The 24,791-nt window shown below is 63.6% G+C and carries 23 protein-coding genes and 1 pseudogene; 17 read left to right on the forward strand and 7 right to left on the reverse strand.

The window, feature by feature from the left end:
- Positions 1-183 precede the first annotated feature (183 nt).
- From P6U23_RS04875 to P6U23_RS04885, 3 genes are all read left to right on the forward strand, one after another.
- The gene (locus tag P6U23_RS04875; protein WP_407178449.1) at positions 184-420 is read left to right on the forward strand and encodes a hypothetical protein; all 237 of its coding nucleotides are present in this window, start codon (positions 184-186) and stop codon (positions 418-420) included.
- A gap of 156 nt (positions 421-576) precedes the next feature.
- The gene (locus P6U23_RS04880) at positions 577-1,284 is read left to right on the forward strand and encodes a glutathione S-transferase N-terminal domain-containing protein (protein ID WP_407178450.1); all 708 of its coding nucleotides are present in this window, start codon (positions 577-579) and stop codon (positions 1,282-1,284) included.
- Between the two features lie 152 nt (positions 1,285-1,436).
- On the forward strand, positions 1,437-2,132 hold the full coding sequence (locus P6U23_RS04885) for a glutathione S-transferase family protein (protein ID WP_407178451.1): 696 nt from the start codon (positions 1,437-1,439) through the stop codon (positions 2,130-2,132).
- Between the two features lie 4 nt (positions 2,133-2,136).
- On the opposite strand, the gene P6U23_RS04890 is transcribed toward P6U23_RS04885, so the two are convergent.
- Positions 2,137-3,066 carry a PepSY domain-containing protein gene (locus tag P6U23_RS04890; RefSeq protein ID WP_407178452.1) on the reverse strand — a complete coding sequence of 310 codons (930 nt, stop codon included), beginning with the start codon at positions 3,064-3,066 and terminating at the stop codon, positions 2,137-2,139.
- A 600-nt stretch (positions 3,067-3,666) separates the two neighbouring features.
- Between P6U23_RS04890 and P6U23_RS04895 the strand changes: the two genes are divergently transcribed.
- The 4 genes and pseudogenes from P6U23_RS04895 to P6U23_RS04910 all read left to right on the forward strand — a co-directional run bounded on the left by P6U23_RS04895 (position 3,667) and on the right by P6U23_RS04910 (position 7,219).
- Positions 3,667-5,148, forward strand: coding sequence for a DUF1800 family protein (locus P6U23_RS04895; protein ID WP_407178453.1), 1,482 nt, complete (start codon positions 3,667-3,669; stop codon positions 5,146-5,148).
- A gap of 2 nt (positions 5,149-5,150) precedes the next feature.
- On the forward strand, positions 5,151-6,368 hold the full coding sequence (locus P6U23_RS04900; RefSeq protein ID WP_407178454.1) for a DUF1501 domain-containing protein: 1,218 nt from the start codon (positions 5,151-5,153) through the stop codon (positions 6,366-6,368).
- An 82-nt stretch (positions 6,369-6,450) separates the two neighbouring features.
- Positions 6,451-6,777: an antibiotic biosynthesis monooxygenase family protein gene (locus P6U23_RS04905; protein WP_407178455.1), complete on the forward strand. Its 327-nt coding sequence runs from the start codon at positions 6,451-6,453 to the stop codon at positions 6,775-6,777.
- A 97-nt stretch (positions 6,778-6,874) separates the two neighbouring features.
- Positions 6,875-7,219, forward strand: a pseudogene (locus P6U23_RS04910) (endonuclease domain-containing protein).
- Positions 7,220-7,465: 246 nt separating this feature from the next.
- Here P6U23_RS04910 and P6U23_RS04915 read toward each other — a convergent pair.
- From P6U23_RS04915 to P6U23_RS04935, 5 genes are all read right to left on the reverse strand, one after another.
- On the reverse strand, positions 7,466-8,404 hold the full coding sequence (locus P6U23_RS04915) for an aldo/keto reductase (RefSeq protein ID WP_407178456.1): 939 nt from the start codon (positions 8,402-8,404) through the stop codon (positions 7,466-7,468).
- A gap of 275 nt (positions 8,405-8,679) precedes the next feature.
- The gene (locus tag P6U23_RS04920; RefSeq protein WP_407181332.1) at positions 8,680-9,141 is read right to left on the reverse strand and encodes a GNAT family N-acetyltransferase; all 462 of its coding nucleotides are present in this window, start codon (positions 9,139-9,141) and stop codon (positions 8,680-8,682) included.
- Positions 9,142-9,536: 395 nt separating this feature from the next.
- Positions 9,537-10,346 carry a PAS-domain containing protein gene (locus P6U23_RS04925; RefSeq protein WP_407178457.1) on the reverse strand — a complete coding sequence of 270 codons (810 nt, stop codon included), beginning with the start codon at positions 10,344-10,346 and terminating at the stop codon, positions 9,537-9,539.
- 119 nt (positions 10,347-10,465) lie between these two features.
- Positions 10,466-10,642: a hypothetical protein gene (locus P6U23_RS04930; RefSeq protein WP_407178458.1), complete on the reverse strand. Its 177-nt coding sequence runs from the start codon at positions 10,640-10,642 to the stop codon at positions 10,466-10,468.
- A 187-nt stretch (positions 10,643-10,829) separates the two neighbouring features.
- Positions 10,830-11,480, reverse strand: coding sequence for a glutathione S-transferase family protein (locus tag P6U23_RS04935; RefSeq protein WP_407178459.1), 651 nt, complete (start codon positions 11,478-11,480; stop codon positions 10,830-10,832).
- Between the two features lie 928 nt (positions 11,481-12,408).
- Here P6U23_RS04935 and P6U23_RS04940 point away from each other — a divergent pair.
- The 7 genes from P6U23_RS04940 (at position 12,409) to P6U23_RS04970 (ending at position 19,825) form a co-directional block, all read left to right on the forward strand.
- On the forward strand, positions 12,409-13,611 hold the full coding sequence (locus P6U23_RS04940) for a pyridoxal phosphate-dependent aminotransferase (protein WP_407181333.1): 1,203 nt from the start codon (positions 12,409-12,411) through the stop codon (positions 13,609-13,611).
- A 275-nt stretch (positions 13,612-13,886) separates the two neighbouring features.
- Complete coding sequence (locus P6U23_RS04945) at positions 13,887-14,363, forward strand: DUF992 domain-containing protein (RefSeq protein ID WP_407178460.1); 477 nt, start codon at positions 13,887-13,889, stop codon at positions 14,361-14,363.
- A 294-nt stretch (positions 14,364-14,657) separates the two neighbouring features.
- A complete protein-coding gene (locus P6U23_RS04950) occupies positions 14,658-16,706 on the forward strand; it encodes an elongation factor G (RefSeq protein WP_407178461.1) in 2,049 nt (682 codons plus the stop codon).
- Between the two features lie 116 nt (positions 16,707-16,822).
- Positions 16,823-17,455 carry a YoaK family protein gene (locus P6U23_RS04955; protein ID WP_407178462.1) on the forward strand — a complete coding sequence of 211 codons (633 nt, stop codon included), beginning with the start codon at positions 16,823-16,825 and terminating at the stop codon, positions 17,453-17,455.
- Positions 17,456-17,504: 49 nt separating this feature from the next.
- Complete coding sequence (locus tag P6U23_RS04960) at positions 17,505-18,347, forward strand: shikimate dehydrogenase (RefSeq protein WP_407178463.1); 843 nt, start codon at positions 17,505-17,507, stop codon at positions 18,345-18,347.
- Between the two features lie 158 nt (positions 18,348-18,505).
- A complete protein-coding gene (locus P6U23_RS04965) occupies positions 18,506-19,084 on the forward strand; it encodes a hypothetical protein (protein WP_407181334.1) in 579 nt (192 codons plus the stop codon).
- Positions 19,085-19,210: 126 nt separating this feature from the next.
- Positions 19,211-19,825 (forward strand): hypothetical protein, encoded by a 615-nt coding sequence (locus P6U23_RS04970; protein ID WP_407178464.1) that lies wholly within the window; start codon positions 19,211-19,213, stop codon positions 19,823-19,825.
- A 185-nt stretch (positions 19,826-20,010) separates the two neighbouring features.
- On the opposite strand, the gene P6U23_RS04975 is transcribed toward P6U23_RS04970, so the two are convergent.
- The gene (locus tag P6U23_RS04975; protein WP_407178465.1) at positions 20,011-21,147 is read right to left on the reverse strand and encodes an L-lactate dehydrogenase; all 1,137 of its coding nucleotides are present in this window, start codon (positions 21,145-21,147) and stop codon (positions 20,011-20,013) included.
- A 115-nt stretch (positions 21,148-21,262) separates the two neighbouring features.
- On the opposite strand from P6U23_RS04975, the gene P6U23_RS04980 reads away from it, so the two are divergent.
- The 3 genes from P6U23_RS04980 (at position 21,263) to P6U23_RS04990 (ending at position 24,416) form a co-directional block, all read left to right on the forward strand.
- Positions 21,263-21,430: a hypothetical protein gene (locus P6U23_RS04980; RefSeq protein WP_407178466.1), complete on the forward strand. Its 168-nt coding sequence runs from the start codon at positions 21,263-21,265 to the stop codon at positions 21,428-21,430.
- A 188-nt stretch (positions 21,431-21,618) separates the two neighbouring features.
- Positions 21,619-22,962, forward strand: a complete 1,344-nt coding sequence (gene glmM / locus P6U23_RS04985; protein WP_407178467.1) for a phosphoglucosamine mutase — start codon at positions 21,619-21,621, stop codon at positions 22,960-22,962.
- 200 nt (positions 22,963-23,162) lie between these two features.
- Positions 23,163-24,416: an MFS transporter gene (locus P6U23_RS04990; RefSeq protein ID WP_407178468.1), complete on the forward strand. Its 1,254-nt coding sequence runs from the start codon at positions 23,163-23,165 to the stop codon at positions 24,414-24,416.
- Positions 24,417-24,791 lie beyond the last annotated feature (375 nt).

Below are 24,791 nucleotides of genomic sequence, written 5' to 3' on the forward strand. Positions count from 1 at the left end.
CTTCGATTGAATTTGGAGCAGCGGCGCCCCGCCTCGCCCCGCTTGCGGGGAGAGTTCACAACTTCGCCAACTGCCTGATCGCGATGGTTGCAAGCTGCTATATTCTCTATCTCTATGGCGGCTGGCTGTTGCTGCTGCCGTGCTTAGCGAGTTCCTGATCCAACAACGACCACGGAGAACGCCATGAGCGATGCCGACAATCCGCTGGTGCTCGACTTCGTCGAATGGATCGCGCGCGAGCCGCGCGCCTATTCGGAGGTGATCGGAACCTGGAAGACCTCCTGTCCGCGCCTGACCATCTGGGAGGACGCGACCGACCTCGGCTATGTCGCCCGCGAGACGATCGCCGGCTTCGGCATGATCGTCACGGTCACCGAGGCCGGCGAAAAACTCTTGCGCGCCAACGGCCGCATGTGCTGACGCGGCTTCTCATCGGCTTTCCCCCGATCACGTTTCTGCGCCCGCTTGTCGGGCGGCATTGACTTCGCGGTGATCAGGCGCGAAATTCATGCAATCGCATCTTTTTTGCGGTTGTCGTGAAAAGATGCCTTGGAAAACGCCAGCAGGAACGCCGCCATGATCGACCTTCACTATTGGACCACGCCCAACGGCCACAAGATAACGATGTTCCTCGAGGAGACCGGGCTCAAATACAAGATCTTCCCGGTCAACATCGGCAAGGGCGATCAGTTCAAGCCGGAATTTCTGGCGATCGCGCCCAACAACCGCATCCCCGCCATCGTCGATCACGAGCCGAAGGGCGGCACCAAGCCGCTGTCGATCTTCGAGTCCGGCGCCATCCTGCTCTATCTCGCCGAGAAGACCGGCAAGTTCATCCCGACCGATGTCTACGGCCGCTATGACGTGATCCAGTGGACGTTCTGGCAGATGGGCGGGCTCGGGCCGATGGCCGGGCAGAACCATCATTTCCGCAACTACGCGGTCGAGAAGATTCCTTACGCTATCGACCGCTATGTCAACGAGACCAACCGTCTGTACGGCGTGCTCAACAAGCGTCTCGCCGACCGCGAGTTCATCGCCGGCGAGTATTCGATCGCCGACATGGCCTGTTATCCCTGGGTCGTGCCTTTCAAGAACCAGGGCCAGGACATCGAGCAGTTTCCGCATGTGAAGCGCTGGATGGAGACGATCCACGCGCGGCCCGCGACCGAGCGCGCCTATGCGAAGGCCAAGGAGGTCAATCCGAACTTCGGGCAGCCTGCGCTCCGCACCGAAGAGGAGCGCAAGATCCTGTTCGGGCAGACGGCCGCGGTGGTGAGGTAAGCCGCGCGCTGGGCGGTGCCTGTACTCCGTCATTGCGAGGGGCGAAGCGACAAAGCAATCCAGAGCCGTGCGTGAGGCTCTGGATTGCTTCGCTTCGCTCGCGATGACGACTATAGGCTGGGGGCATGAACGCTCAGCATGTGGGGGCATCCATGACTCTAAAGCTCTTCGAACTGGTCGGCACCGACGCGAGCCGTCCGTTCAGTCCGTTCTGCTGGCGCATTCGCATGGCGCTTGCGCATAAGGGGCTCTCCGCCGATTCCATTCCCTGGCGCTTTACCGAGAAAAGCGCGATCGCGCCGCATGGTTCGGACAAGGTGCCGGTGCTCCTGCATCGTGACACGCCGGTGGTCGATTCCTGGGTGATCGCCAATTACCTGGAAGATGCGTTTCCGCAGGCACCATCGCTGTTCGGCGGCGGGGGTGGCCGCGCCTTGATGCGGATGCTGAACTGGTGGGGCGATGTCGTCGTGGTCGGCGGCATGTTCCCATTGATCGTCGCCGACATCCCGGCGCAATTGGCACCAGATGACGCGGCCTATTTCCGCGCATCGCGCGAGGCGCGGTTGGGCAAGCCACTGGAAGAGGTGTGTGCGACCCGCGACAAAGGCGTGATCGCTTTCCGCAAATCGCTCGATCCGCTGCGCCTGACGTTGAAGACGCAACCCTATCTCGGCGGCGCCGCACCGAACTACGCCGACTACATCGTGTTCGGCGGCTTTCAGTGGGCGCGGGTGGTGAGCCCGTTCAAACTGCTGGAGGCTGGCGACCCGGTCTATGCCTGGCGTGAGAAGCTGCTTGACGCGTTCGACGGCATGGCCCGGCAATCGCCTGGCTTTGCCGTATAATCGGCTACGCCGCCGACTTCACGGGCACGGCCGAGCCGCTGTTCTTGCCGCGCGTCTGCCTGAGCCGCCATTCGCGCCGGCCCCAGATCAGCACGCCCGTCGACAGCAGCGTGAGCAGAACGAGCGAGATCAGGAGATTGACCGGGCTCGTGATCATCACCGCGCCGTTGCCCTCGTGCAGCAGCCGCGGCCAATTGCGCGGCAGCGGTGCGAGCCCGTCCGCCTTCACCGCAAACGCACGCAATTCGCCGCCATCGTAGATGCGCGCGATCACGTTATTGCCGCGCGAGACGATTGAGATCATCTGTGCGAGATCATAGGATTTTGCAACCACGCGCACGGCATCAGGCAGGGAAAGCGCGCGGCCGCTGCCCGCCGATGGTGCGCCGTTCTGAAAGGTCAGGCCGAACGCCATGCAAAGTCCGGTCAAGGGACTGAGCAGGATCAAGGGCAAACTGAACCAGGCCGCGCCTTTGTGCCAGCCGCCAAGATTGTTGCGCAGCCGCGGCGGCCCCATGGCGATGCCGAGCAGCATCACCACGAGCATTGCAATGGTCGAAGCGATCACTAGCCACGACTGACCGAGCAGACGCTCATGCGTGAAGCGCGCCCAGACGATGACGTCGGCGAGCGTCGTGCCGCTCGGCGTGACCTTTTCGCCACTGACGAGATCGATCTGCGCCGCGCCGGGGCCTTGGAACCGCAGCCGCTGGGCGGCCGAATTGATGAAGATCCCGCGCGCCTTGCCCTCCGGATCGTAACGCTTGATCAGATCGACGACGCGCGCGGCGTCGATCGATTGCGGTTTGATTCCTGTCAACTGGACCATCGGCTCGAACGACAGGATCACTCCGGTCAGGATGATCGCGAGCAGCGGCAGCGCAAACACAAGGCTCGTCCAGCGATGCAGTCTGAGAAGCAGGCTCTTTGTCACGGCACTCTCCAGCGGACGGGCGAAGCTCGCGCAGCGCAAATGCAAGACAAATGGCGCTTTGTCCATTGCCGCTGCTTTGATTCAGAACAAATCTAAATTGATGCGCCTGCTCGTTTTGCGAGCCGCGAACGAGGCGCGCTTGATGACGAAAAGTTAATCGAGCATGTGGAGTCGTTTTTGCGACTGCGCGAACTGTCGCGACGCTTCGATCTTTTCAGTTGGAAGAGACGTTTGCGGTGCTCGCCGCAGCGAGCTTGCGCAGACAATCCCGGCACAGGCAATCGGCGCCTTCCGGCGGCATCGGCAGGCGGAGCATCTCCTCGGCGCACCAGCATTGGGCTGACAGTTCGCAGGTGAACGGAGTTCCGCAACCTGAACAGAGGAGCTGGCGCGCGGCCGTTTCTTTCCGATTTGTCATGATCGCTTACGCAGAATGGCCGCGTTTTTCATGTCGGGTTCATCTCGAACGGCGCTAGGATGATGCTCGAAAATAGACCAGTGCGGCGCGCCGGGCAAAGCGCCAAAGCGAGCCGAAGCGCCAAAGGTAATGGTGCCAAGAACAGTAGCGCCAAGAACAATGGCCCCGAGGGGTAATCGAGCATGTCCCGCGATCCGCAAGCCGCTCTCATCGCGCTCAACCGTTTCGGTTTCGGTGCCCGCGGGGGCGCCTCCGGCGACTTCGTCAATGCCGCCTCGGATCCGCGTGGCTTCGTCAAGGCCGAGCTCGCGCGCTCCAGCGGTGTGCTCTTGGAGCTCCCCGGCTTGCTGACGACGCCGGCGCTCGCGCAAGCGGCCTTTGCCTATCAGCTCGAGGTGAAGCAGGCGCGAGAAGCCGCGGCCAAGTCAGCGCAAGCCTCCGAAGCCGCGCCGGCGTCCGAGCCAATGCAGGCCAATGCGGCCAACATGCAAGACAAGACGCCAGACAAGCCGCAAGAGAAGCCGCAAACCGAGCCGCCGGCGCAGCCGCTCAATGTCATCCAAAAGACCTACCGCGCCGAAGCCTTGGCGCGGTTGCAGCGCGCCGTGCTTGCCGATTGCGGCTTCACCGAGCGCCTGGTGGCGTTCTGGTCGAACCATTTCTGCATTTCCGCGAGCAAGGGCCAGCTCGCCCGGATCTGGGCCGGCGCGTTCGAGCGCGAGGCGATCCGCCCGCATGTGCTGGGGCGCTTTGCGGATATGGTCAAAGCGGTCGAACAGCATCCGGCCATGCTGTTCTTCCTCGACAATCAGCAGTCACTGGGACCGAACTCCCGCGCCGGGCTGAACCGCAAGCGCGGGCTGAACGAAAATCTAGCGCGCGAAATCATGGAGCTGCATACGCTGGGTGTCGGCGGCGGCTACACCCAGGAAGACGTCACCTCGCTCGCGCGTATCATCACGGGATGGAGTTTTGTCGGGCGCCAGGGAATTCTGGGCACACCCGGCAGTTTCGTCTTCAACGCCAATGCGCATGAGCCGGGGCCGCAGCGCCTGCTTGGCAAGATCTACCCGGCTGGCGGCGTCGAGCAGGGCGAGGCGGCACTCGCCGACATCGCGCGCCATCCGTCCACGGCAAAATTCATCGCGACCAAATTCGCGCGCCATTTTGTCGCCGACGATCCGCCGCCGGCCTTGCTCGCGCGGCTGCAGAACACTTTCGTCAAGACCGATGGCGATCTGAAAGCGCTGAGCTTGGCCCTGGTGGATTCGGACGAGGCCTGGTCCGCGCCGCCGACCAAAATGCGCAGTCCTTATGAGTTCCTGGTCGCGACCGGGCGGCTCTTGGCGCATGTGCCCGAGGACCCCGGCCCCTATCTCAATGGCCTCAACGTGCTCGGCGAGCCCCTGTGGTCGCCGGCGGGACCGAACGGATTTCCGGATACCAGCGCCGCCTGGGCCGCGCCCGAGGGCATGAAGCTGCGGCTCGACATTGCGGCGCAACTGGGCTCGCGCCTCGGCAACACGGTCGATGCGCGCGATCTCCTGGGTTGCGCTTTTGGCGAGACGGCCTCGCCGGAGACGCGCCGCACGATCGAGCGCGCGGAGTCGCGGCAGCAGGCCTTGGCGTTGTTGTTGATGTCGCCGGAATTCCAGAGGAGGTGATCATGGAATGCTGTGAAAGTCGTCTGTTGACCTCGCGGCGTTCGCTTCTGCTCGGCGGCGCTGCGTTCGCGGCCTGGGCGTACGTGCCGAAATTCGCGCGCGCTGGCGACGGCCGCGATCCGCGCCTGATCGCGGTGATCCTGCGGGGCGCGCTCGATGGACTTGCGACGGTGGCGCCGGTCGGCGATCCCGACTACGCCGCGCTGCACGGCTCGATCGCGCTTAGCGCGAGCGGCCCGCACCCCTCTGTCATGCTGGACTCCTTCTTTGCGCTGCATCCGTCGATGCCGGAATTTGCGCGCATGTATAAGGACAAGCAGGCGGCTGTGGTCCACGCGGTGGCGACGCCTTATCGCGACCGCTCGCATTTCGATGGCCAGGACGTGCTGGAAAGCGGCTTTGCGGGACCAGGCCGCGTGCAATCCGGCTGGCTCAATCGCGCGCTGCAGGCGCTGCCGCAAGGCGAGCGCGTTTCGGGCGCGCTTGCAGTCGGTCCGACCACGCCGCTGGTGTTGCGCGGCCCGGCGGCCACTGTCGGCTGGGCGCCGGTGGCGCTGCCGCAGGCCGATGACGACACGGCGATGCGGCTCATCGAACTCTATCGGCATCGCGATCCAACGCTGGCCGAGGCGCTGACGCAAGGCCTCGCGCTGGAGAAGACCGCGCAGGGCGGCGACATGAAGGCCAAGCCCGGCGGCGGCGCGCCGGCGCAGATGCGCAACGTGGCGCGCGGCGCGGCCAAGGTGATGGCGGCCGACGATGGGCCGCGCATCGCCGCGCTCGCCTTCGACGGCTGGGATACCCATGCCAATGAGGGTGGTCCCGTCGGGCGGCTTGCCAATCTGCTCTCCGGCCTCGACGGCGCGCTCGCCGAATTCGAAAGCGGGCTCGGCGCGCATTGGCGCGACACTGTCGTGGTGGTCGCGACCGAATTCGGCCGCACCGCCCGCATCAATGGCACCGAAGGCACCGATCACGGCACCGGCACCATCGCGCTGCTCGCGGGCGGCGCGGTGAAAGGCGGCCGCGTCATCACGGACTGGCCGACGCTGAAGGAGGCAAGCCTCTATGAAGGTCGCGATCTCGCGCCGACCACCGATTTGCGTGCGGTGATCAAGGGCGTGCTCGCCGATCACTTGGGCTTGAGCGCGCGCGTGCTGGCGGATGCGGTGTTCCCTGATAGCGGGATGGTGAAACCGATGCAGGGATTGATCGCGTAAACTTTCGCCGCGCCGCGGCCCGCGAATTCTGCTACTGACGCTGTGGAGAGTATCGATCGACACAGGTCAGGAGGCGGCTCAAATGTTCATCGCCATGAATCGTTTTCGCGTGGCCAAGGGCTCGGAGGCAGCGTTCGAGCAGGTCTGGCTGTCGCGCGACTCTCATCTTGAGAAGGTGCCGGGCTTCATCGAGTTTCACCTGCTCAAGGGGCCCGAGGCGGAGGATCATACGCTCTACGCCTCGCACACGATCTGGGCAAACCACGCAGCCTTCGAGGCTTGGACCAAATCGGAAGCCTTCCGCGCGGCGCATCGCGACGCCGGCAACAACAAGCCGCTCTACCTCGGTCACCCCCAATTCGAGGGCTTCGAGGTGCGCCAGACGGTGGGGCGCGGCGGGAGGAACTGAGGAGGCGACTATTGGGGCGGAGTTCAAACCTCTCCCCGCTCTTCGCGGGGAGAGGTCGGAGCAGCGCGAAGCGGTGCTCCGGGTGAGGGGCAAGGCAATGCGTGGCCCAGATCGCAAGTCCATCCGAATCGCAAGACGATTGCGCGTCAACCAAACGGACGCGGAAACTGTTCTCTGGAATCGCCTCCGCAACAGACAGATCGACGGGCACAAATTTGTGCGGCAACAGCCGATCATGGGCTACATTTGAGATTTTGTTTGCCGCGAGAAGTTGCTCGTCATTGAGGTTGATGGCGGACAGCATAGCGAATCCGCTGAAGATGTGGTTCGCGATCGCCGGTTGGCCGACGAAGGCTACAAGGTGCTTCGATTTTGGAACAACGATGTGCTCGGCAATATCGAGGGCGTTCTTAGCCAAATTCTGAGCGAGCTTCGCGGATAGAGCCCCTCACCCCGACCCTCTCCCCGCGAAGAGCGGGGAGAGAGCGGCGGCGGGAGGGCGAACGCGGCGCGAAAATTCGCGTCGTCCCGGACAAGTGAATTCCCGGCGACGCGCAGCGTTGTGCGGTAGCGAGCGCGATCCGGGTCCCATGATCACAGGCGGCTGCTCTCGTGAAGATTGTCTCCCACCAAGCGTCGCGGAGAGATTCCGCGGTATGGGTCCCGGCTTTCGCCGGGACGACAGCGGTTACTTCGTAATCTGATCGATCTCCGCCATCTCTTGCGCGCTTAAGCTCCATCCGATGGCCTTCACGTTCTGCTCGACCTGTTCGACGCGGGTGGCACCGGCGATGACGCTGGCGACTTGCGGTCGTGCGGCGAGCCAGGAGAAGGCAAGCTCCAGCAGTGTATGGCCTCGCGCTTGCGCGAAGGCCTGCAGCTTCTCGGCGATCTCCTCATTGCGCGACGTGACATACTGGTCGCGCAATCTGGGCGTCGTCGCGAACCGCGTGCCCTCCGGCGCGGCTGCGCCGCGTTTGTATTTGCCGGTCAGAAGTCCGCTCGCGAGCGGGAAATAGGGCAATAGCCCCAGCTTGTATTCCTGCGCCGCGGGCAACAGCTCCTTCTCGATGCCGCGCACCAACAGGCTGTATTCATCCTGGCAGGAGATGAAGCGGTTGAGGTTCGCCGCGCGCGCCGTGAACTCGGCTTCCGCGATGCGCCAGGCCGGAAAGTTGGAATTGCCGATATAGCGGACCTTGCCCTGCCGGATGAGATCGTCGAGCGCACGCAGCGTCTCCTCGATTGGCGTCAGCGGATCGTAATCGTGCTGCTGGTAGAGATCGATATAGTCGGTCTTCAGCCGCTTCAGGCTCGCTTCCACCGCCGACATGATGTAGCGGCGCGAGGCGCCCTGCTTGGTGCCGTCGGTCGCCATCGGCTTGGAGAATTTCGTCGCGAGCACGATCTCCTTGCGGCGATCGCCGAGCACGGTGCCGAGCACCGTTTCCGAGCCGCCCATGCCCGCATAGACGTCTGCGGTGTCGAACAGCGTGATGCCGAGATCGAGCGCCCTGTGGATCACCTTGCGCGAGGTTTCGAGATCAGTGCGCTGGCCGAAATTGTTGCAGCCGAGACCGACCGCGGAAACGCGCAAGCCGGAGCCGCCGAGATTGCGAATTTGCATGGACCTATCCTGTTGCGGAAAAGCAGGGCACGTATTGTGGCGCGCGAGCCCTACTGTCGCAAGCGACGGTCCCGCATGGCTATTGCCCGAAAGATCGGTCACAAAAACGCGGGATCAAAAAAGTGCGGCCCCGGTCAGACGCGGCGACTGACGGGGACCGCTGGCGCTTGATCTGTGACGGGGGGCCTGATCAGACGCGAGCGAGAGCTTAGTCCTGCTTTGTTACGTCGCAGTGACAGGTGGACTTATCCACAGGCGTCGGGAGTCCTCACGCGTCAGAACAACTTGCGATAGACGATGAAGCCGGACCGTTCGGCGATGCGGTCGTAGAGCTGTCGCGCGGTCATATTGGTCTCATGGGTTTGCCAATAGACGCGCTTGGCGCCGGCGAGTTCGGCTTGCCGGTACACGCCCTCGATCAGCGCGCGGCCCACGCCCTTGCCGCGCGCCGCCTGCGCGGCGAACAAATCCTGCAGGTAGCAGACCGGCTCGATCGCGGTGGTGCTGCGATGAAACAGATAATGCGCCAATCCCAGCAACTCGCCGTCGCATTCCGCGACGAGCGCATGAACCGGCTCATAAGTATCGAAGAAGCGCGACCACGTCATGTCAGTGATCTCGCGCGCAAGGGCCGTCGCGCCGGAGCGGCCGTAAAAGGCGTTGTAGCCGTCCCACAAGGGAAGCCATTTGTCGAAGTCACTTCGCTGAGCGAAGCGGATGGAGAGATCGTTGGACATTTCTTCTACCCAGAACCTGCGGCTGTAACAGTCACCGAGCTGCGCAAAATGGGGAAAGGCGGCAACTTCGGTTGTCATTGCGAGCCACCGGGTCGGCGCGAAGCGCCGCCCGATGACAGGCTCCGCGAAGCAATCCAGAGTTTCTCTCCGCGGGTGCAGTCTGGGTTGCTTCCGCCTACGCGCAGAGGCGCTTCGGCGGGACTTCACGCCTCGCCATAGCTCGCGCAGCGAGCGACGGCGGGTCGTCGCTTCGCTCCTCGCAATGACAGTCTTACTGAGGGCATCGTCCGGTTCTGCCACTTGATCCGCCGATGCTCTATTCCTTACCCTATTAAGAACAGAAGCGGCCACGATCAATCTCGAATTCAGGATCATACTGAAAGAGGTCCACGCATCTACTCAGCCGCACGGAGCTGGCGGACAAGTCCAAGTTCACCGCTCACGCGCAGCGAGCGATAATATTCGGCGTTGGCGGGATCGTCGGTGTGGCGGATGAGATCGGTCACCGGCGTGTAGCTTAGCATGCGACCGCCGCCGGCGAGCGCGGTGCAGGAGAAGCGGAGCGCCGTGCCGTCCTTGAGCTTGATGATGATCGGTGTGGAATCGCCGGCGCGCATCATCTCCATGCGTCGCGCGATATAGGTGTTGAGCTGCTCCTGAGGCAGCTCGAACGCGCCGGTGTCGCGGCCGTGATACATCAGCGCGATGAACGGCGGTTTGGAGTCGGCCTTGGCATCGGGCAGCGAGAAATAGAAGCGGAATGCGCGGTTGATGAATTCGGCGCGGGTGTCGGCATCGAGCAGGACAATGCCGATGTCGACCTGGTCGAGCGCGGCGGCGAGGCGCTGCGCGGTGACCTGCTCCATGCGCTCCTTCGCGAAGGTGTCCATCAAGTGTTGCCGCAAGAGGCCGGTGATGGCGGCAGTGCCGCAAGCGGTCACGCCCAGGATGGCCAGGCGGAGCAGCTCGGCGCTGTCAAAGCCGGCATCACGACTGAAGACAAGCAGCGCCGAGCCGATGATGGCGATTGCGGCGCTTGGCATGGCCGAGCGAACGCCGCTGAGCGAGCCCGCCAACGCCACGATGCCGACGTAGAGCGGCGCGGGATTGGGGACGCCGATCAGATAACGATCGACGCTGATCGCGGTCAGCGCTGTCGCCGCCGCCAGGACCGGACCGGAAATTGGGCGCCAGTCGAACTGCATGCCGGTTCTCGCTCGCCCCGAGAGCTTAGACGGCAAGTTTGACCGGTCACCCCGCGCACACGGGATTTTCTTGCGTCGTGATTAAGAGCGGGTTGCGCTCGCGGCGCGAGTTGTTCGTTTCAGCCGATGATCGGCATGGCCATGCTGGCCTTGATTGAGAGCACGGTGATGCCGACGACGAGGCACAGCGAAAACGCGCCGATCGCGAGCGAAGCCGCAACGGCGTCGATCAACCGAGATGAAGCAACAGGCGCGTTGTGGCCGTTGAAGCCGCAGGCGCCGGGCGACCGTGTCATAGGCTTTAATCCTGGCCTTCGATGCTGGGCCCAAAAAGATCCTTGCGCGCACGAGCGAATCAGTTCGTGCACCAGGCGAAATTCGCAGCGCCCGCCGGCAAGATTGCGGCGGCCGATGTGCGAAGGACAGTTAAATTACGGCAAGGATTAACGTTTTCGGTACGACGCGTTAACCGCTCGTTAACCTTTAGAGGCTGGCGGCGATGCTCGCGGGGTTCTCGATCTCGACCGGCTGCCAATCCATCGAGACGAAGCCCGGCGTCTGCTCGACGCGCTTCAGCCAGCCGCGGATCGACGGGAAAGGCTCGAGGTCGAAGTCGCAGCGGTCGGCGAGATGGGTGTAGCCGTAAAGCGCGATGTCGGCGACCGTGAGCTGGTTCGCCGCGAAGAACTCGTGGCCCTTGAGATGATTTTCCATCACCTGGAGCGCGCCATAGCCGCGCTCCATCCAGTCTTCCAGCGCGTGCGTCTGCAGATCGCGGCCACCCTTCACCAGCGCGAGCCAGAAATAGGCGGCGCCGATATTCGGCTCCAGCGCGTGCTGTTCGAAGAACATCCACTGCAGCGCCTCGGCGCGTTCGATCCGCGATTCCGGTGCGAGTGACGTGCCGCCGCAGACATACCAGAGAATGGCGTTGGATTCGGCAATGTAGCGTCCTTCCGCCACTTCGAGCAGCGGCACCTGGCCGCTCGGGTTCTTGGCGAGAAACTCCGGCGTGCGGCTCTCGCCGCGCAGGATGTCGACTTCGATTGCCTGATAGGGCGCGTTCAGGATCGCCAGCGCAAGGCGGACCTTGTAGCTGTTGCCGGAACGCTGCATCGAATAGAGCTTGTACATTCTGCGGTTCGACCGGTGTGACGCGGGGAGGTGAAGCGAGCTTCTTGTCTCGCAACGCGGCTAAACAATGATGCCGTTGCGCATGCACCGCAAGAGCCAATCCTTGGAAAAAGTCGAAAAGCTCTGCCGCACTGCAACGGCAGGCAAGAACCTTCCAACACGCTCAAACAAATCAGATCACAGTTGCGCTATGTGAAAATTGCGAATCGATCGGCGAGAGCGCGCGCAAGCGTGCGGCGAGCAGCCGGCCAGACATTGCGTCGCGATCCGGACGATTCCGATACCCGCGACAGCGCCATGAAAGTCATGCGACTGACAAGAACGCCATCGGCCGAGTTCGCCTCGCTTTGCGCGCGTCGTCCCCGAACATTGCGGCGCCGGATAAGCACAGGGCGGATAGGGCATCTCTAGTGTTGTGACTCTGACAATCCATCATTCCGGGGCAGCCGGCAGGGCTGAACCCGGAATCCAGAGGTTGTGGCGCGAGATTCCGGGTTCTCGCCTCGCGAGCCCCGGAATGACACCGAGTGAATCAACCGAGTGAATCAGATGTCAGAGACACAACACCAGCGGGCCACGCAGGAGAGCCCCGGCTTGCGGCAATTGCCGGAGACGGGCCGAGCGGCGTGCCCGCCGAACGTCTGCCGGGCGAGGTGCGCGGCGTGCGGTGGGGCGCGCCGCGGCAGTCCGCGCCGATCTCGGCCGATCGCCCTGACAGCAGTGTTGCCGGATATGAGCCGTTTCCCCGCGGAACTTTAGGAATGTTGCGCGCGATCGAACGCGCCGGCATTGGCGCGCCCCAAACTTTAATGTTTCTCCAGAAAGCTCCTTGCGGTGCAGCGGAACGCGCCTTAGGGTAGGGTCGTTCCCCCATCATAAAGAGTCGTGGACGGATCGGCCGTTTCACGACGCCTGCAAGGAGGCCATGATGCCCTTTCTGTCCGCTGCGCTCGACCGTGTGAAGCCGTCCGCGACCATCGCGGTCACGGATAAAGCACGCGCGCTCAAAGCGGCGGGGCGCAACGTCATCGGTCTGGGCGCCGGCGAGCCGGATTTCGATACGCCTGCCAACGTCAAGCTGGCGGCGATCCATGCGATCGAGGCGGGCAAGACCAAATACACCGATGTCAGCGGCATCCCCGAGCTGAAGGAGGCGATCATCGCCAAGTTCCAGCGCGAGAACGGGCTGGCCTACAAGCCGAACCAGATCATCGTGTCCACCGGCGGCAAGCAGGTGCTCTATAACGCGCTGATGGCCACCCTCAATCCGGGCGACGAGGTGATCATTCCCGCTCCCTATTGGGTGAGCTACCCGGAAATGGTGGCGCTGGCCGGCGGCGAGTCGGTGCCGGTGGTCTGCCCCGCGGAAAGCGGCTTCAAGCTCAAGGCGGAGGACCTGGAAAAAGCGATCACCCCCAAGACCAAGTGGCTCATCCTCAACTCGCCCTCGAACCCGACCGGCGCCGCCTATACGCGTGCCGAGCTGAAGGCGCTCACCGATGTGCTGGTGAAGCATCCGCATGTCTGGGTGATGACCGACGACATGTATGAGCACCTCGTCTATGACGACTTCCAGTTCACCACGCCGGCGCAGATCGAGCCGAAACTGTACGACCGCACGCTGACGGTGAACGGCGTCTCGAAGGCCTATTGCATGACCGGCTGGCGCATCGGCTACGCCGGCGGACCGGCGCCGCTGATCAAGGCGATGGCGACCATCCAGTCGCAGTCGACCTCGAACCCGTGCTCGATCGCGCAATGGGCGTCCGTGGAAGCCTTGAACGGTCCGCAGGATTTCATCCCCGTCAACAACAAGGCGTTCAAGGAGCGCCGCGATCTCGTGGTGTCCATGCTCAATCAGGCCAAGGGCATCGATTGCCCGCGGCCCGAGGGTGCGTTCTACGTCTATCCGTCCTGCGCCGGCACGATCGGCAAGACCACGCCGTCCGGCAAGGTGATCGGCAATGACGAGGATTTCGTCACCGAGCTGCTGGAGAGCGAGGGCGTTGCGGTCGTGCACGGCTCGGCCTTCGGTCTTGGGCCTGCGTTCCGTATCTCCTACGCGACCAAGACGTCCGATCTCGAAGATGCCTGCAAGCGCATCCAGCGCTTCTGCGGCAATCTGCGGTGACGAAAATCCAGCGACACTCTGAACGGTCGCTGAATGAAAAGGCCCGCTCGCGAGCGGGCCTTTTTTCTTGTTCGCATTGTCGTCGCGTTTTCTTTGGCGCGGAATCGTATGTTGTGGCATAGACGAAGAGGCGCCTGGAGCATGATCCGGACCCGGAGGGCCGCGAAGCGCGAAGCGCAAAGTGGAAACCGGTTTTCCGGAAAGATCATGCTCAAACTTATAGGCGCCGTTCTCGTGTCTGCTCGCATCACATTCTTCAGCCAGGGGTTTTCTTCATGCGCCGCTTTACTGTTGTTGCCGCGCTGGCCGCGGTCACCCTCACTGCGTCTTTCAACGGAGCCGACGCGCAGGATCGCGTGCGGGTCGGCGTGCTCGAATGTCGCGGCGGTGCCAGCGTCGGCTTCATCGTCGGGTCGGTGATCAATCTCGGCTGCGTGCTGCGCGTCGAAGGAATGCCGGAGGACCGCTATATCGCTACCATTCGCAAGGTCGGTCTCGATCTCGGCATCACGCAGGAGACTGCGCTTGGCTGGGCGGTCTATGCGCCGGTCGCACGCCTCGGACAGGGCGACCTCGCCGGCACTTATGCCGGCGCGCAGGGCAGTGCGACGCTCGGCGTCGGCGTCGGCGGCAATGTGCTGGTCGGCGGTTCCAACAACTCCATCGCGCTGCAGCCTTTGAGCTTGCAGGGCCAGGTCGGCATCAACGTCGCCGCCGGATTGGAGAGCCTGGAACTGCGGCCGGGACGGTGAGGGGGCAACCGTCATGCCGCGACCGGAAGTTCAGTGCTCGTCATTCCGGGTCGATGCGTCAGCATCGAACCCGGAATCTCGAGATTCCGGGTTCGCGCTAACGCGCGCCCCGGAATGACTGAGGACTCTTTTGGTTCTCGCTCCCGCTCATCGTTCCCAAGAGCAATTCCAAGAGCATCTCGCCTCCCCGCAGCGCAGCGATCTTTTTTCCCGCTTGCCAAACCGCCTCCGCAGGCAGAGCATCGCCCGCGCCGACCCAATCACGGGCCGAGCTCCACAAGCAGGAGGCGGCGAATGGGACAAGACGTCAGAAGTCCCCGCGGTCCACGGTGCATCGCACTGGTGGGCCCTTTCCAAAGCGGTAAAACCACTCTCTTAGAAGCAATCCTGGCCCGCACCGGCGCGATCGCGCGCGCGGGCAGTGTCGACGCCGGAACCTCGGTCGGCGACGGAAGTCCCGAAGCGCGTCATCACAAGATGAGCGTCGCTTTGACAGCCGCCTCCGCGAGCTTCATGGGCGAGGCCTACACCTTCATCGATTGTCCCGGCTCCGTGGAATTCTCGCATGACATGCGCGCCGCGCTGCCCGCGGTGGATGCCGCCGTCGTGGTGTGCGAGGCCGATGAAAAGAAGCTGCCGCAACTGCAGATCATCCTGCGCGAGCTGGAAGACCTGAAAATTCCGCGCTTCCTGTTCCTCAACAAGATCGACCGCGCCAACAACCGCATCCGCGAGACGCTGGCGATGCTGCAGGCGGCATCGCGCGTCCCCCTGGTGCTGCGCCAGATTCCGATCTGGAACGGCGACCTCATCGAGGGCTTCGTCGATCTCGCACTCGAGCGCGCCTTCGTCTATCGCGAGCACAAGGCCTCCGAAGTCGTCGAGCTCGATGGCGGCAATCTCGACCGCGAGAAGGAAGCGCGCTTCTCCATGCTGGAAAAGCTCGCCGACCATGACGATGCTCTGATGGAGCAGTTGCTGGAGGACATTCAGCCGCCGCGCGATGCGGTGTTCGACGATCTCGCCCGCGAACTGCGTGGAGGGCTGATCTGCCCGGTGCTGCTCGGCTCCGCCTTGCGCGAGAATGGTGTGCTGCGCCTCATGAAGGCGCTACGTCACGAAGCGCCCGGCGTGGCCGAGACCGCCGCAAGGTTAGGGGTGCCCGCGTCCAAGGATGCGCTCGGCTATGTCTTCAAGACCATGCATTTGCAGCACGGCGGGAAATTGTCGCTCGCGCGCCTGCTCGCGGGCCATCTCGACGACGGCGCAACCTTGCAATCCTCCTCCGGCCAGAGCGGCCGCATCTCCGGCATCTTCGCGCCCGGAGCGGCGCAAGACGGCAAGCGCGCTTCGGCTGAGGCGGGGGATACGGTCGCGCTCGGCAAGCTCGATGCCATCAGGACCGGCGATACTTTTTCGAGCGGCAAGACCGCGCCGGCTGCCCTGGTCACGGTCGAAGCGCTGCCGCCGGTGCTGGCGATGTCGATCGCCGCAGCCGACCGCAAGGACGACGTCAAGCTCGGCCAGGCGCTGCTGCGGCTCAACGAGGAAGATCCGTCGCTGACCATGGTGCAAAATCAGCGGACCCACGACATCGTGCTGTGGGGCCAGGGCGAGATGCACCTGCGCGTCGCGCTGGAACGCTTGCGCGAGCGCTACGGCGTCAACGTCAAATCGCATCCGCCCGCGATCGGCTATCAGGAGACCATCCGCAAACCCATCACCCAGCGCGGCCGGCACAAGAAACAGTCCGGCGGCCATGGCCAGTTCGGCGACGTCGTGCTGGATATCAAGCCGCTGCCGCGCGGCGAAGGTTTCCACTTCTCCGAAACGGTGGTCGGCGGCGCAGTGCCGCGCAACTACATCCCCGCGGTGGAGGAGGGCGTCGTCGACGGGCTGGCGCGCGGACCGCTCGGCTTTCCGGTCACCGACGTCGCGGTGACGCTGACCGACGGCTCCTACCATAGCGTCGACTCCTCCGACCTTGCGTTCCGGACCGCGGCGCGGATCGGCATCAGCGAAGGCCTGCCGCATTGCCAGCCGGTGCTGCTCGAGCCGATCCATAGCGTGGAGATCGTCTGCCCGACCGACGCCACCGCCAAGATCAACGCCATCCTGTCGGCACGGCGTGGCCAGATCCTCGGCTTCGATACCCGCGACGGCTGGTCGGGCTGGGATTGCGTGCGCGCGCTGATGCCAGAGGCCGAGATCGGCGAGTTGATCGTCGAACTGCGTTCGGCGACGGCAGGCGCCGGAAGCTTTACCCGGCAGTTCGACCATATGGCCGAAGTCACGGGACGCGCCGCCGACCAGATCATCGCCGCGCATCGCGCCGCCGCGTGATCCTTCTCGATTTCGGGCCGCACGCGAAAAGCGTGCGAGCCCGAAACGCCGGCTCTTTTCAAGTCGGCCGCTTTCATGAACACTCTCGTCTCTCCGCGACGACGACCCGCAGGTTCATGGATTCTCCCCGCAACATCGCGCTCGCCTGCGCGCTGAGCATGCTTGCCGGCTATGTCGACGGCATCGGCTATCTGCATCTCGGCGGGCTTTTCGTCTCGTTCATGAGTGGCAACTCGACGCGGATGGGCGTGAGCCTTGCCGCGGGACAATGGCCTTTGGCGGCACAGGCCTTTGGTCTCATCGTGCTGTTCGTCATCGGCGCGGCCTGCGGCAGCCTCATCGTACTCGGCCGCGGCGCGCGTCAGCAGTCTCGCCTGTTGCTCGCCGAGACGATGCTGCTTGTGCTCGCCGGTAGCTCTCACGCGTTCGGCTTCTCCGCTTACGCCATCGCGGCGATCGTGCTGGCGATGGGACTTGAGAACGCGGTGTTCCAGATCGAGGGCGGCGGCGGCCTCGGCGTGACTTACGTGACCGGCGCGCTGGTGAAGGCGGGCCAGCTCATCGCCGCCGCACTCACAGGCGGCGCGCGCTTGGCGTGGCTGCCGAACCTGTTGTTATGGGTGGCGCTGGTTGCGGGCTCGGTCCTTGGCGCGCTGGCGTATCGCTGGATCAATCTGGCGTCGGTCTGGTTTGCCGCCGGTTTCGCATTGGCGCTGTGTGCGTTTGCGGCGCTGACCGTGCGCCGATGAGCGTCGAGTTGACATTGACTTGAGCACCTGCTTGGTCGATTGAACGAGCATGGCAACCGAGACCCGAGCACCCGCCGCATGTCTGATCGGATGGCCGGCCGCGCATTCGCGCTCGCCGCTGATCCATCATTACTGGCTGCGCACGCTCGGCATTGCCGGCGGCTACTCGATCGAGGCGGTGCCGCCGGAAGGCTTTGCCGATTTCGTACTGCGCCTGAGGGACCACGGCTTCGTCGGCGCCAATGTCACCATCCCGCACAAGGAGCGCGCGCTGGCGCTGTCGAGCCCGGACGCCCGCGCCCGTGCGATCGGTGCCGCCAACACGCTCTGGTATGAGGGCAGCGAGCTGCGCTCGACCAATACCGATGTGGAAGGCTTCATCAATAATCTCGATGCCTCCGCGCCCGGCTGGGACAATGCCGAGGAAGCGCTGGTCGTCGGCGCCGGCGGCTCCTCGCGCGCGGTGGTGTTTGGCCTCATCGAGCGCGGCATTGCCCGCGTGCACCTCGCCAACCGTACCTTTGAGCGCGCGCGAGCGCTGGCGGACCAGTTCGGCGCGAAAGTGCATCCTCTGCCCTGGCAGGACATCGGCGACGTGCTGCCGCGCACGGGTCTTCTGGTCAACACCACCTCGCTCGGCATGCATCGCCAGCCGGCGCTCAAGGTCGATGTCGGGCGGCTGCCGTCGCATGCGGTGGTCAGCGATCTCGTCTATGTGCCGCTCGAAACGCCGCTGCTTGCGGCGGCGCGGGCGCGGGATCTAAGGACCGCGGACGGGCTCGGTATGCTGCTGCATCAGGCCGTGCGCGGTTTCGAATTGTGGTTCCACCGGCGGCCGCAGGTGACGGCCGAGCTGCGTGCCCTGGTCGAGGCCGACCTCACGGGCGGCTGATCAGAGACAAGCCCATCATCACGTTATCGCTCTCGCGGTTGTGAGGCGGAATATCACGAAAGCTTCGGGGTCTGTCGCTAGATCAAACCCGTCCTTCCGGGAGATCTTTCATGCCCCTCCGATATTCCGCCTTCGTCCATCCGCTGCTGGCCGTGACGATGGTCGCGGCCTCCACGCTCTACGCCATCGCCCAGCAGGCGCCCTCGCCCTCGCGCATCCGCGGGACCATCGAGAAGGTCGAGGGCGACATGCTGGAGGTGAAGTCGCGCAGCGGCGATGAGGTCAAGCTGCACATGGCCGGCGACACCAGCATCGCCGGGATCACCAAGACTTCGCTCTCCGACATCAAGGTCGGCTCCTTCATCGGCACCACGACGGTGCCCGGCCCGGATGGGAGCCAGCAGGCCGTGGAGGTTCACGTCTTTCCCGAAAATATGCGCGGCACCGGCGAAGGCTCGCGCGCCTGGGATCTCCGCCCGAACTCCACCATGACCAACGCCACCGTCAGCGAGAGCGTCGTCGGCAATGACGGCCACACGCTTCTGGTCAAATACAAGGGCGGCGAGAAGAAGGTTGTGGTGCCGGATCAGACACCGGTGGTGACCTATGTTCCCGGCGACAAGTCCGATCTGAAGGTGGGCGCCAAGCTGATCGCCTTCGTGAAGCAACTGCCCGACGGCTCGTTCGAGGCCAGCCGCATCAGTGTCGGCCGCGACGGCCTGACCCCGCCGATGTGACACGAGTATGATGTGACACGCGTATGATGCCGGGGCGATGCGTCAGCGATCGAACCCGGAATCTGGAGCTTGCGAGTTCGTGCTGAAGCGCTTTGCCATTGCAACAACGCTTGGGAGGACAAAGCCATGCCAAAATTCTTGACCATTCCGCGCGCTGTCGCTGCCCTGGTCGTGCTTACATCGCTCGCCTCGGCGCAGCAGGCGCCGACCGTGCGGATTCGCGGCACCATCGAGGCCGTCGACGGCCCGGTGCTGAGCATCAAGACGCGCGAGGGCAACGACGTCAAAGTGCGGACGACCGACAATGTCGCCGTGTTCGGCGTGATCAAGACCTCGCTGTCGGAGATCAAGCCGGGCTCCTATATCGGCGTCACCGCGATGCCCGAGCCCGACGGCACCCAGAAGGCGGTCGCCGTTCATATCTTTCCTGAAAACCAGCGCGGCGCTGCTGAAGGTTTTCGCCCTTGGGATCTGCGTGCCAACTCCACCATGACCAACGCGACGGTTGCCGAGACGGTCGCCGGCACTGATGGCCAGCACATCCTGGTCAAATACAAGGATGGCGAAAAGAAAGTGCTGGTGCCGCCGGATACGCCGATCGTGACCTTCGTCGCTGGCGACAAGTCCGAGATGAAGCCGGGCGCCAAGATCATCATCTTCGGTGCGGCGAAGAAGGATGACGGCATGCTGGAAGCCAATCGCGTCAATGTCGGCCGCGATGGGATAACACCGCCGATGTGAAGGCGGGCGGCCGAGACTGTTTTCGCTGGCGTCCTGGCGGAAAGCCAGGGCCAACAACCACAGGAGTGGTCGTTGCGATAACTCCTTGCCCTGGTGTGCTCAACACGGCCGCCTGGGGTTATGAGTCCCGGCTCGCTCCGCTTCGCGTGGCCGGGACGACAACCTTGTTGAATCGCCGGCGCGGCTCACTCCGCCAGCACCTGCTTGCCGATCTCGCCGATGGTGTTGACGCCGCACAGGCCCATGGTGGTGACGAGTTCCTTGCGGATGATGTCGATTGCTTTTTCCACACCGGCCTGTCCGCCGGCCCCCAGGCCATAGGCATAGGCGCGGCCGATCATGCAGGATTTTGCGCCGAGCGCGAGCGCGCGCATCACGTCCTGGCCGGAGCGGATGCCGCCATCGAACATGACTTCCATCTTCGAGCCGACGGCGTCGACGATTTCCGGCAGCACCGCGATCGAGGACCGCGCGCCGTCGAGCTGGCGGCCGCCATGATTGGAGACGACGATCGCCTGTGCGCCGACCTTGGCGGCTTCCAAGGCATCCTCGACGTCGAGGATGCCTTTGAGGATCAGCTTGCCGGGCCAGATGCTGCGGATCCAGTCGAGGTCCTTCCAGCTCAGCGAGGTGTCGAATTGCGAGGCCGTCCATTCCGAAAGCCGGTTGAGATCCTCGGTATTTTTGACGTGGCCCGCGATGTTGCCGAAGGTGCGGCGCTTGCCTTGCAGCACGCCGGCGACCCAGGCGGGTTTGCTCGCGAAATCGATCAGTTTCGACAGCGACCATTCCGGCGGCACCGTCATGCCGTTCTTGATGTCGGCATGGCGCTGGCCGATGACCTGCAGATCGACGGTGAGAACCAGCGCGCTGCATTTGGCCGCGATCGCGCGCTCGATCAGCGCTTTGATGAAGCCCCGATCCTTCATCACGTAGAGCTGAAACCAGAACGGCTTTTGCACATTGGCGGCGATGTCCTCGATCGAGCAGATCGACATCGTGCTCTGGGTGAACGGGATACCGGCCGCCTGCGCCGCGCGGCAGGCGTGAATCTCGCCGTCGCCATGCTGCATGCCCAGCAATCCCACCGGCGCCAGGATCAGGGGCAGGGACGAGGGCTCACCGAGGATGGTGGTGGAGGGATCGCGCCTGGAGACGTCGACCAGGATCCGCTGGCGGAATTTGATCTTCTTGAGGTCGTCGCTGTTGGCGCGCAGCGTCTCCTCGGCATAGGAGCCGCGGTCGGCGTAGTCGAAAAAGGCTTTCGGCACGCGCCGCTTGTGCAACAGGCGAAGATCTTCGATGCAGGTAATGTGCTTCATGGACGTTTCCGGCCCCTTTTAGTCCCGTCTTGTATTTCGCGAACGCGGTGTCATCTAGCACGGTTGAGGGCGTCGCCAAATCTGAAGGCGGAAGCGGCGTCGCAAGGAGGGCGTCATGACCCAATCAGGTTCCAAGCCCAAACAGGCGGAAGAGAGCGAAAAGCGCCGGCTCGAGGAGGCCCTCGAAGAAGGGCTGGAGGAGACCTTTCCGGCCTCCGACCCTGTGAATGTGGCGCAGCCGCCGCCGTCCAAAGCCGATCACCACGTCCGGCGCAAGCAATAGCCGCCCGACATAGCCGCAAATTGTAAGGTTAACAAGGGCTTACCTAGCCGGTCGCGGGGTAGGCCCGTAATGATTCATCATTTTTTTTGAAGCCATTTTAGTGACAAAGGCATTATAAGACCCGGGAAAGTGGGACTAGGGGCCTTTTCGCAAGTTATGCGAGCATCGGGGGCTTTTCTGGGGGATATATGAGCCGCAACTATTTCGGTACGGACGGAATCCGGGGACGTGCCAACGGTCTGATCACGCCGGAGCTCGCGCTCAAGGTCGGCCAGGCCGCGGGCCTGGTGTTTCAGCGCGGCGACCATCGCCATCGCGTCGTCATCGGCAAGGACACCCGCCTGTCCGGCTACATGATCGAATACGCCATGGTGGCCGGCTTCACATCGGTCGGCATGGACGTGCTCCTGGTCGGCCCGATGCCGACGCCCGCGGTGGCGATGCTCACCAAGTCGATGCGCGCCGATCTCGGCGTGATGATTTCCGCCTCCCACAATCTGTTCGAAGACAACGGCATCAAGCTGTTCGGCCCGCAGGGCTTCAAGCTATCGGACGACGTCGAACGGCAGATCGAGCAGTTGCTCGACGAATCGCTCGACAAGCGGCTGGCGCAGAGCGCGAGTCTCGGCCGCGCCCGCCGTATCGACGGCGTTCATGACCGCTACATCGAATTCGCCAAGCGCACGCTGCCGCGCGACCTCTCTCTCGACGGTCTGCGCGTGGTGGTGGATTGCGCCAATGGCGCCGCCTACAAGGTGGTGCCGGAAGCGCTGTGGGAGCTGGGTGCCGACGTGATCTCCATCGGGGTCGAGCCCGACGGCTTCAATATCAACAAGGAATGCGGCTCGACCGCGCCGGAAGCGCTGTGCCGCAAGGTGCGCGAGATGCGCGCCGATATCGGCATCGCGCTCGACGGCGACGCCGACCGCGTCATCCTGGTCGACGAGCGCGGCCATCTGGTCGATGGCGACCAGTTGCTCGCCGTCATCGCGCAAAGCTGGAAGGAAGACGGCCGGCTGGCGCGGCCCGGCATTGTCGCCACCGTGATGTCCAACCTCGGGCTGGAGCGCTTCCTCAAGGGCCAAGGGCTCGAACTCGTGCGCACGCCGGTCGGCGACCGCTACGTGCTCGAGCGGATGCTGAGCGATGGCTACAATCTCGGCGGCGAGCAGTCCGGCCACATCATCCTGTCGGACTATGCCACCACCGGCGACGGCTTTGTCGCCGCGCTGCAGGTGCTTGCCGTCGTGCAGAAGCTCCGCCGCCCGGTCTCGGAAGTCTGTCACCGCTTCGATCCGCTGCCGCAGATCCTGAAGAACGTGCGCTACCGCAGCGGCAAGCCGCTCGACGATGCCGACGTCAAATCGGCGATCGTTGACGGCGAGCAGCGGCTCAACGGCCATGGCCGGCTTTTGGTCCGCTCCTCCGGCACCGAGCCCGTGATCCGCGTGATGGGCGAGGGTGACGATCGCATCCTGGTGGAAGAAGTCGTCGACAACATCGTCTCAGCGCTGGGCCAGGCCGCCGCGTAAAGACGTTCTTCCGACCGAGCCACATTCCCCAACACCTCTCCCCAGCGGGGAGAGGTGAAGACCCTCGTGTGGCCATCTGATATTGCTTCGCTGACGATTGCATCGCAGCTATCGGCTATTGCTAGTGGTGCGCATCAGGTTCGCGCGTTAGTTACAGCGCATCGAGATTCTGCGCTGCCGCGCCTGCCGGGAATGCTGTTTTGAACAAAGCCGTTATTGTCTCCAAGAAAGCACCAACCGAAAAAGTCGTGCTGACGGATGCCAAAGCTTCGTTCGCAACGAAAGCCGCCGGTCCCGCCTACATCGTGCTTGCCGGCATCAGCTTCTCGCATTTCCTCAACGACACCATGCAGTCGTTGATTGCGTCGGTCTATCCGATCCTGAAGGACAATTACGCGCTGGACTTCGCGCAAATCGGCCTGATCACGCTGGCGTTCCAGTTCACCGCCTCGCTGCTGCAGCCGCTGGTGGGACATTTCACCGACAAGAAGGCGCAGCCGTTCTCGCTTTCGATCGGCATGGGCTCGACCTTCTTCGGCCTGCTGCTGCTCAGCATCGCGCACCATTACGCGGTCATCCTGATCGCGGCGGCGATGATCGGGCTGGGCTCGGCGGTGTTCCACCCGGAGTCCGCACGGATCGCGCGGCTTGCTTCCGGCGGCCGCTATGGTTTTGCGCAATCGGTGTTCCAGCTCGGCGGCAGCTTCGGCACCTCGATGGGCCCGGTGCTGGCGGCACTCATTGTGGTGCCGTTCGGGCAGGGCAGCATCGCCTGGTTTTCCTCGATCGCCTTTATCGCGATCGTGCTCTTGTGGCGGATTGGCCTCTGGTACAAACCGCAGATCACCGCGAAAAAGAGCGCGCCGATCGCGCCCGAAGCGCATGGCCAGAGCCGCGGCACCGTGCTGCTCGCACTCGGCGTGCTGGTGCTGCTCTTGTTCTCCAAGCAGCTCTATGTCGCCAGCCTGTCGAGCTACTACATCTTCTATCTGATCGACCGGTTCGGCGTCTCGACGCAGGCGGCGCAAATCTATCTCTTCGTCTTTCTTGCCGCCAATGCGGTCGGCGCCTTTTTCGGCGGACCCTTGGGCGATCGTTTCGGCCGCCGGATCGTGATCTGGCTGTCCATTGTCGGCGCGCTGCCGTTCACGCTGGCACTGCCCTATGCGGGCCTTGCGGCCAGCGCCGTGCTGTCGGTGATCATCGGCCTCATCATCTCCTCGACCACGTCCTCGATCATCGTGTTCGCGCAGGAACTGGTGCCGCATCGCTTCGGCATGATCTCCGGCGTGTTCTTCGGCGTCGCTTTCGGCATCGGCGGTCTTGGCGCGGCGGTGCTCGGCAAGGTCGCCGACTACACCTCCATTGAGTTCGTCTATCAGGTCTGCGCCTTCCTGCCGGCGATCGGGCTGTTCGCGGTGTTCCTGCCGAAATTGCCGCAGCACGCGCGGTGAAGCAGTCGCCTATCAAGTTGCAGAGCCAGGCGAGCGCGTTCAATCAGACCCGTCATTGCGAGGAGCGAAAGCGACGAAGCAATCCAGACTGCGTCCGCGGTGAGATCTGGATTGCTTCGCTTCGCTCGCAATGACGGCGAAGGTTGGCGAGCGTCCTCCGATCCGCTCATCTCGATCAATGCGCTAAAGCAGGCGGGAAGTAGCCAATAGCAGTCGTGCGCTCTTTTTCTTTTCGCTGCTCGCCAGTCGCTGTTTCGCCTTTCACACATTGTTAGGGATTGCCGCTCGCGCGCTCTTGCGGCGGCGTCGTTGCCGACAATCGTCACACAACATCAACCTTAAAAATTAGGGTTAAGTGCGGCTTAAGCTTTTCAT

Origin of the sequence: Bradyrhizobium sp. STM 3562 (assembly GCF_045571435.1) — a bacterium.
In the GTDB taxonomy this organism is placed as follows: Bacteria; Pseudomonadota; Alphaproteobacteria; order Rhizobiales; family Xanthobacteraceae; genus Bradyrhizobium.

Excerpts from the sequence above, each read along its gene's own strand:
- P6U23_RS04975 (WP_407178465.1), bottom strand. The coding sequence starts at position 21,147 with ATGAAGCACATTACCTGCATCGAAGATCTTCGCCTGTTGCACAAGCGG.
- P6U23_RS04915 (WP_407178456.1), bottom strand. The coding sequence starts at position 8,404 with ATGCAAATTCGCAATCTCGGCGGCTCCGGCTTGCGCGTTTCCGCGGTC.
- P6U23_RS04965 (WP_407181334.1), top strand. The coding sequence starts at position 18,506 with ATGGTCGCGGCCTCCACGCTCTACGCCATCGCCCAGCAGGCGCCCTCG.
- P6U23_RS04945 (WP_407178460.1), top strand. The coding sequence starts at position 13,887 with ATGCGCCGCTTTACTGTTGTTGCCGCGCTGGCCGCGGTCACCCTCACT.
- P6U23_RS04900 (WP_407178454.1), top strand. The coding sequence starts at position 5,151 with ATGGAATGCTGTGAAAGTCGTCTGTTGACCTCGCGGCGTTCGCTTCTG.
- P6U23_RS04930 (WP_407178458.1), bottom strand. The coding sequence starts at position 10,642 with ATGACACGGTCGCCCGGCGCCTGCGGCTTCAACGGCCACAACGCGCCT.
- P6U23_RS04885 (WP_407178451.1), top strand. The coding sequence starts at position 1,437 with ATGACTCTAAAGCTCTTCGAACTGGTCGGCACCGACGCGAGCCGTCCG.
- P6U23_RS04955 (WP_407178462.1), top strand. The coding sequence starts at position 16,823 with ATGGATTCTCCCCGCAACATCGCGCTCGCCTGCGCGCTGAGCATGCTT.
- P6U23_RS04940 (WP_407181333.1), top strand. The coding sequence starts at position 12,409 with ATGCCCTTTCTGTCCGCTGCGCTCGACCGTGTGAAGCCGTCCGCGACC.
- P6U23_RS04925 (WP_407178457.1), bottom strand. The coding sequence starts at position 10,346 with ATGCAGTTCGACTGGCGCCCAATTTCCGGTCCGGTCCTGGCGGCGGCG.
- P6U23_RS04935 (WP_407178459.1), bottom strand. The coding sequence starts at position 11,480 with ATGTACAAGCTCTATTCGATGCAGCGTTCCGGCAACAGCTACAAGGTC.
- P6U23_RS04895 (WP_407178453.1), top strand. The coding sequence starts at position 3,667 with ATGTCCCGCGATCCGCAAGCCGCTCTCATCGCGCTCAACCGTTTCGGT.
- P6U23_RS04960 (WP_407178463.1), top strand. The coding sequence starts at position 17,505 with ATGGCAACCGAGACCCGAGCACCCGCCGCATGTCTGATCGGATGGCCG.
- P6U23_RS04950 (WP_407178461.1), top strand. The coding sequence starts at position 14,658 with ATGGGACAAGACGTCAGAAGTCCCCGCGGTCCACGGTGCATCGCACTG.
- P6U23_RS04980 (WP_407178466.1), top strand. The coding sequence starts at position 21,263 with ATGACCCAATCAGGTTCCAAGCCCAAACAGGCGGAAGAGAGCGAAAAG.
- P6U23_RS04970 (WP_407178464.1), top strand. The coding sequence starts at position 19,211 with ATGCCAAAATTCTTGACCATTCCGCGCGCTGTCGCTGCCCTGGTCGTG.
- P6U23_RS04875 (WP_407178449.1), top strand. The coding sequence starts at position 184 with ATGAGCGATGCCGACAATCCGCTGGTGCTCGACTTCGTCGAATGGATC.
- glmM (WP_407178467.1), top strand. The coding sequence starts at position 21,619 with ATGAGCCGCAACTATTTCGGTACGGACGGAATCCGGGGACGTGCCAAC.
- P6U23_RS04880 (WP_407178450.1), top strand. The coding sequence starts at position 577 with ATGATCGACCTTCACTATTGGACCACGCCCAACGGCCACAAGATAACG.
- P6U23_RS04920 (WP_407181332.1), bottom strand. The coding sequence starts at position 9,141 with ATGTCCAACGATCTCTCCATCCGCTTCGCTCAGCGAAGTGACTTCGAC.
- P6U23_RS04905 (WP_407178455.1), top strand. The coding sequence starts at position 6,451 with ATGTTCATCGCCATGAATCGTTTTCGCGTGGCCAAGGGCTCGGAGGCA.